This window comes from Burkholderia sp. AU4i, assembly GCF_000466765.1.
GTDB lineage: Bacteria > Pseudomonadota > Gammaproteobacteria > Burkholderiales > Burkholderiaceae > Burkholderia > Burkholderia cepacia.
Window position 1 is genome coordinate 1 of the sequence record NZ_ASSI01000347.1, and the last position, 5,241, is coordinate 5,241.

The 5,241-nt window shown below is 70.9% G+C and carries 6 protein-coding genes and 1 pseudogene; 2 read left to right on the top strand and 5 right to left on the bottom strand.

Features of this window, described 5'->3' with window-relative positions; genetic code table 11:
• Positions 1 to 1,237, top strand: a pseudogene (locus tag L810_RS42245) (malto-oligosyltrehalose synthase); the annotation flags it as partial.
• 108 nt (positions 1,238 to 1,345) lie between these two features.
• Here the strand turns inward: L810_RS42245 and L810_RS42250 are convergent.
• Entirely contained in the window at positions 1,346 to 1,657 is a 312-nt protein-coding gene (locus tag L810_RS42250; RefSeq protein ID WP_021164225.1) for a hypothetical protein, read from the bottom strand.
• 111 nt (positions 1,658 to 1,768) lie between these two features.
• Between L810_RS42250 and L810_RS42255 the strand changes: the two genes are divergently transcribed.
• Positions 1,769 to 3,019, top strand: coding sequence for a phosphatidylserine decarboxylase family protein (locus L810_RS42255; RefSeq protein WP_042978351.1), 1,251 nt, complete (start codon positions 1,769 to 1,771; stop codon positions 3,017 to 3,019).
• Positions 3,020 to 3,037: 18 nt separating this feature from the next.
• Here the strand turns inward: L810_RS42255 and L810_RS42260 are convergent, their stop codons facing one another.
• From L810_RS42260 to L810_RS42275, 4 genes are all read right to left on the bottom strand, one after another.
• Positions 3,038 to 3,283, bottom strand: a complete 246-nt coding sequence (locus L810_RS42260; protein WP_021164227.1) for a hypothetical protein — start codon at positions 3,281 to 3,283, stop codon at positions 3,038 to 3,040.
• A 262-nt stretch (positions 3,284 to 3,545) separates the two neighbouring features.
• Positions 3,546 to 3,878: a DUF1488 domain-containing protein gene (locus L810_RS42265; protein WP_021164228.1), complete on the bottom strand. Its 333-nt coding sequence runs from the start codon at positions 3,876 to 3,878 to the stop codon at positions 3,546 to 3,548.
• Positions 3,879 to 3,882: 4 nt separating this feature from the next.
• Positions 3,883 to 4,431, bottom strand: a complete 549-nt coding sequence (locus L810_RS42270; protein WP_021164229.1) for a type 1 glutamine amidotransferase domain-containing protein — start codon at positions 4,429 to 4,431, stop codon at positions 3,883 to 3,885.
• Between the two features lie 258 nt (positions 4,432 to 4,689).
• A complete protein-coding gene (locus L810_RS42275; RefSeq protein ID WP_042978352.1) occupies positions 4,690 to 5,055 on the bottom strand; it encodes a hypothetical protein in 366 nt (121 codons plus the stop codon).
• Between the last annotated feature and the right edge of the window lie 186 nt (positions 5,056 to 5,241).

The window sequence follows — 5,241 nt, forward strand, 5'->3', positions numbered from 1 at the left end:
CGCCGACGCGCTGGCCGCGGCGCGCGTCGCGTTCGCGCAGCTCACCGCGCCGCTCGCCGCGAAAGGCGTCGAGGATACGGCCCACTATCGCTACGGCCGGCTGCTGTCGCGCAACGAGGTCGGCGCCGACGCCGGCGACTTCAGCCTGTCGCGCGGCGCATTCCATGCCCGCAACCGGCGCCGCGCGCGCACCGTGCCGCACGGGCTCGTCGCGACGGCCACGCACGACCACAAGCGCGGCGAGGACGCGCGTGCACGGCTCGCGGTGCTCAGCGAGATCCCGGATGCATGGCGCGCGGTATCGCTCGACTGGAGCGCGCTGAACCTGCCGCACCGGGGCCGCGCGCATCGCGATCTCGCGTGGGCGCCGGGGCCGGCCGCGGAGGCGATGCTGTACCAGACGCTCGTCGGCTGCTGGCCGCCGGCACTCGCGCCCGACGATGCGGCCGGGCTGGCCGGACTCGCCGCGCGCGTCGCGCAGTGGCAGACGAAAGCCGTGCGCGAAGCGAAGCGGCACAGCGACTGGCTGGCGCCCGAACCGGACTACGAGCACGCCTGCGAAACATTCGTCCGCGCGATCCTGACGCCGCGCGGCGCCGGCGATTTCGCGCACCGGCTGCATGCGTTCGTCGCGCGGATCGCACCGGCCGGCGTCGTCAACAGCCTGACGCAGACGACGCTGCGGATCGCGTCGCCCGGCGTGCCCGACCTCTATCAAGGGACCGAGTGCTGGGATCACTCGCTCGTCGATCCGGACAACCGGCGCGACGTGCCGTTCGACGCACTGGCGGCCGAACGGGTCGACGATCCGGTCGCGTCGTACCTGCCGGCCTGGCCCGATGCGCGCGTGAAACGCGCGCTGATCGAGCGGATGCTCGCGCTGCGCGCGCGGTGGCCGGCGACGTTTGCGGACGGCGCGTACGTGCCGCTACGCGTGCGCGGCGGGCTCGCGCGGCACGCGGTGGCGTTCGCGCGGTGCGACGCGGCCGCCACCGTGGTGATCGTCGCGACGCGGCTCGCGAGCCGGTTGCTGGGGGAAGCGCCCGGGATGCCGCGCGTGGCGCCCGCGCGGTGGGGCGATACGGCGGTCGTGCTGCCGCGCGGAATCGAGGGGCCGTGGATCGACTGGCTGAATGGTCGGGACACGATCGATGTGCGCGACGGGGTGCTGGCGCTACGCCGCTGCCTGGCCGGATTGCCTGTTGCGGTGCTCGTGGCGGCGCGTGTCGGCAGCTGAAGGCGCGCGGCCCTGCGGACGTGTGTCGCACCTCGCATGCCGGCGATCGTCGATCCAATCGACCGAACGTCGGCGACCTTGCGCACGTGTCCAAGCGCGATTGCCCCGTCACGACCACTCTTCGGGCGGCATCGCCCCGCCGTCGTCCTCCCATAGCGGATTGCCCTTCCTGTCGCCGTCGTGCGCGGCCACGGGCCCGCTCGTCCCGCTCGTCCCGCTCGTCCCGCTCGCGCCGCTTGCGCCACCTGAGCCACCCGCGCCGCGCCCGGCCGGTCGACGCGTGTCGCGCGACGCCGCCTTGGCCGGCCGCACGCGTGTACGCGTCGGCGTCACCGTGTGCTGTTCGCCGCCGTGCCGCGCGTCGGTCGCGCCCGTCTCGTTCGTCTTGTTCGCCTGTCGTGCATTCGAAGCCGCGTTCATCTTCGTCTCCCGTGTAAAAAAACGGACGAACGATCGCCGCAATTTCGGTGCCGCCGCCGGGCAAGCATCTTGCTGATCATGTCCATCACGAACCGACGTCCGGAGGAAGCGATGCCGACCGACCGCAACCCGCCGCCCGCCACGCGCCATCGGCTCGGCGAATGGATGGCGCGCGAAGAAGCCCACATGGCCGCGTTCCGCGAACGGATCGCGGCGGAGGCCCGCGCCCACGCCGGCGACCGCTTGCGCACGCCCGCCGTGCAGGCCCTCGCGCGGCTGTTCGACGACCACGCCGTCCTGCGCATGGGCCTGACCCGCGCGATCGACGAGGCGCTCGACGCGGGCCTGCGGCTCGGCTACGCGTCGAGCGGCGACCTGATGACAGTGCTCGATCACCTGATGACCTATACGCCCCCTTTCAGCGAAGCGAGCCTGATCGTGTGCCCGATCAACGCATTCCTCGACTGGCCGATGTGCATGCCGTCGGGCCATGCGGTGTTTCGCGACGCGACCGTCAACGCGCACCTGAAGTGCGTGCTGAACGTGTGGTGCGACTTCCTCGGCGGCCCGCATTCGCGCACGCATCTCGACACGTCGGCGCCCGACGGCTGGTTCTGCGATGCGGCGCGCAGGCGCCTCGGGCTGTCGCAGTTCCAGTATCGCGACGACCAGCCGCACCTGGGCTTCGACTCGTGGAACGACTTCTTCACGCGACGCTTTCGCGATGGCGCGCGCCCGGTCGAGGCACCCGACGATCCGCACGTGATCGTCAGCGCATGCGAGGCCGCGCCGTACCACACCGAATCGAAGTTGAAGCTGCGCGACACGTTCTGGATCAAGGCGCAGCCGTACTCGTTGCGCGACCTCTTCACGCCCGCATGGCTGCCGCTCGCCGAGCGCTTCGTCGGCGGCGACATCTACCAGGCCTACCTGAGTGCGTACAACTACCATCGCTGGCATGCACCGGTGCGCGGCGTCGTCACGCACGCGTACCGTGTCGACGGGACCTACTACTCGGTCGCGGAGGCCGAAGGTACCGATCCGGCCGGGCTGAACGACTCGCAGGGTTACATGACGGCCGTCGCCACGCGCGCGGTGGTTGCGCTCTCCTGCGACGATCCCGGCATCGGTACCGTGGCGGCCGTGTTCGTCGGGATGGGCGACGTGTCGTCGTGCGTGATCGACGTCGTGCCGGGGCAGCGCGTCGACAAGGGCGACGAGATCGGCTACTTCCAGTTCGGCGGGTCGACGTACTGCCTGCTGTTCGAAGCCGGCGTGATCGACCGCTTCCTGCCCGCGCCGCCGTTCGACAGCCGGACACCGGTCGTCCAGGTCAACGCGGGCGTCGCGATCGCGCGGTGAACGGCGCGGCGCCGTGCATCACGCGTCGTTCATGTCACTCAGGTCAGTCACGTCGGTCGCGACCCCGTCATGCCGCTGCACGCACTTCAGAACCGACAAGCCGCCGGCCGTCAACACGGGCCGACGCTCGCCGGACGCGTCGTCGCGCTGCATCACGATCAGTTGTTGCTCGACGAGGGCGACGACGTCGTCGCGGTCGATCTGGATCTGCTCCGGTGCGTGATGCACCAGGAACAGCACGGCAAATTCATGGGCGGTCAGCATGCTCGTTCCCCGTCTGCGGCTACGTGCGATACGACGAACGGTCGCATCGGCATGCGGCGCGAATCGTGCGCCGGCAACCGGTCGTTCATGCAGGGAACATGCCAGCCGACACGACGCGAACCGCCCCGCGCGCTCGGCACGCAGCGCGATGTGGCACCGGGCGATGCCTGCGACGCGCGGCAAAGTTTTCAACGGCATGTAATGCGGGCGGCCGGATCGCCGGATGCGGCGCGGAACGACGCTTCGGGAAGCACGACGGGGGTCAGGACTTCCCCGGCCCAAACAGCCCGGCCCGCGCCCGACCGCCCGGCGCACGGAAATAACCGCTATGCAGCACCACGTCCGCCCCGCCGCCGTCGGCCAGCACCTCCGCGCACGCGGCCTCGATGCGCACACGGCCGCGTTCGAATGCATCGCGCAGGTCGGCTTCCAGCGCGGACTGCGCGCCGAAATGGTCTTCCAGCGCCTCGACCGTGATCGCGCAGGTTTGCGGCACGCCATCGACTTCGACGACGAAACTCAACTGCAGCGCCGCTCCGTCGAACACGGGCGGCGTGTCGGTCAGCGTCACGCGGCGGGCGGCATCGGCCGGCATCGGCTTACGCCCGCCGCGACGCGAGGCGCTCGACCAGCGCGCCGTTGAACGCGGGCAGGTCGGCGGGCTTGCGGCTCGTGATCAGGTTGCCGTCGCGCACGACCTCCTCGTCGACCCACTTGCCGCCCGCATGACGGATATCGTCCTGCAGGCTCGGCCAGCTCGTCATCGTGCGGCCCTCCACGAGCCCGGCCGACACGAGCAGCCAGCCGCCGTGGCAGATCGCCGCGATCGGCTTGCCGGCGCCGACGGCCGCCGTCACGAATTCGCGCGCGGCCGGCAGCATCCGGATCGCGTCGCCGTTCACGACGCCGCCAGGCAGCACGACCGCGTCGTAATCGCCTTCGCGCGCGTCGTCGAACGTGCGGTCGACCTTCACGCGCCCGCCCTTGTCGACGTGCCGGAAACCCTGGATCTCGCCGCGCTTCTGCGAAATCACGTCGACCTGCGCGCCCTCGGCCGAGAGCGCGCGCTGCGGCTCGACGAGTTCGGCTTCCTCGAATCCGTCGACCGCGAGGATGGCCACCTTGCAATGCTCCAGCCTGCCGCTCATGTATGTCTCCTTCGGATGGGCGGCACACGTCGTGCCGCATCGGTCGTCCAGCAATCGGCATGCCGGCCGCCGGGCGCGCTGCGCCTGCACGCGCAGGGTCGCACCCGCTCGCATCGCGACCCCGGCCGGGGAACGACCCGCGATCGCATCGAGGCCGGCACGCGCATGCGCCCGGCCGGCCCGTTCGACGTCGCCGCGCGCCCGGCTGCAAAGATTTCAACGGGATGTAATCCGATGCGGCATGTCGGCCCGCATCGATTACTGCAGGTGCCGCGCCGCATCGAGCATCGCGTCGGTCAGTTCGATCGTCAGCGTCAGGTTTTCGTCGGTGTCGGGCAACTGCTCGAGCGTCTGCTGCACGGCCTCGTGCAGCATCGCGTGCACGCGCGTGCGTGCGCCGTCGTCGAGATCCGCGTAATGCTCCATCGTGTCGCAGTCGAGCGCGAGCACGACCGAATACCGTGCCGCCTCGGGCGGCGCCTCGAGCGCATTCGCCCATGCCGCATGGAACATGACCCTGCCCGTCGCGACGTCGACATGCACGGTCGTGTCGAGATCGTCCACGTCGACCGCCTCGCCGTCGATCTCGTCGTTCTCCAGCCAAATCCGGGAATTCGATTGCATGATGTCCTCCTGCGTGGTGGCCGCGCGCCCGTCCCGGGAAACCGCGCCGCCATCGCGCCGCGCCGGCCGCGCCGGCACGACACCGTCAATAACCGCTCGAACCCGCGCTGCCGGCCCCGCCGCCGCCGGTGCCCGTCGACCCCGGCGAGCCGCCGTTGCCGGCGCCTGTGCCACCTGTGCCACCTG

Excerpts from the sequence above, each read along its gene's own strand:
- L810_RS42250 (WP_021164225.1), bottom strand. The coding sequence starts at position 1,657 with ATGAACGCGGCTTCGAATGCACGACAGGCGAACAAGACGAACGAGACG.
- L810_RS42255 (WP_042978351.1), top strand. The coding sequence starts at position 1,769 with ATGCCGACCGACCGCAACCCGCCGCCCGCCACGCGCCATCGGCTCGGC.
- L810_RS42260 (WP_021164227.1), bottom strand. The coding sequence starts at position 3,283 with ATGCTGACCGCCCATGAATTTGCCGTGCTGTTCCTGGTGCATCACGCA.
- L810_RS42265 (WP_021164228.1), bottom strand. The coding sequence starts at position 3,878 with ATGCCGGCCGATGCCGCCCGCCGCGTGACGCTGACCGACACGCCGCCC.
- L810_RS42270 (WP_021164229.1), bottom strand. The coding sequence starts at position 4,431 with ATGAGCGGCAGGCTGGAGCATTGCAAGGTGGCCATCCTCGCGGTCGAC.
- L810_RS42275 (WP_042978352.1), bottom strand. The coding sequence starts at position 5,055 with ATGCAATCGAATTCCCGGATTTGGCTGGAGAACGACGAGATCGACGGC.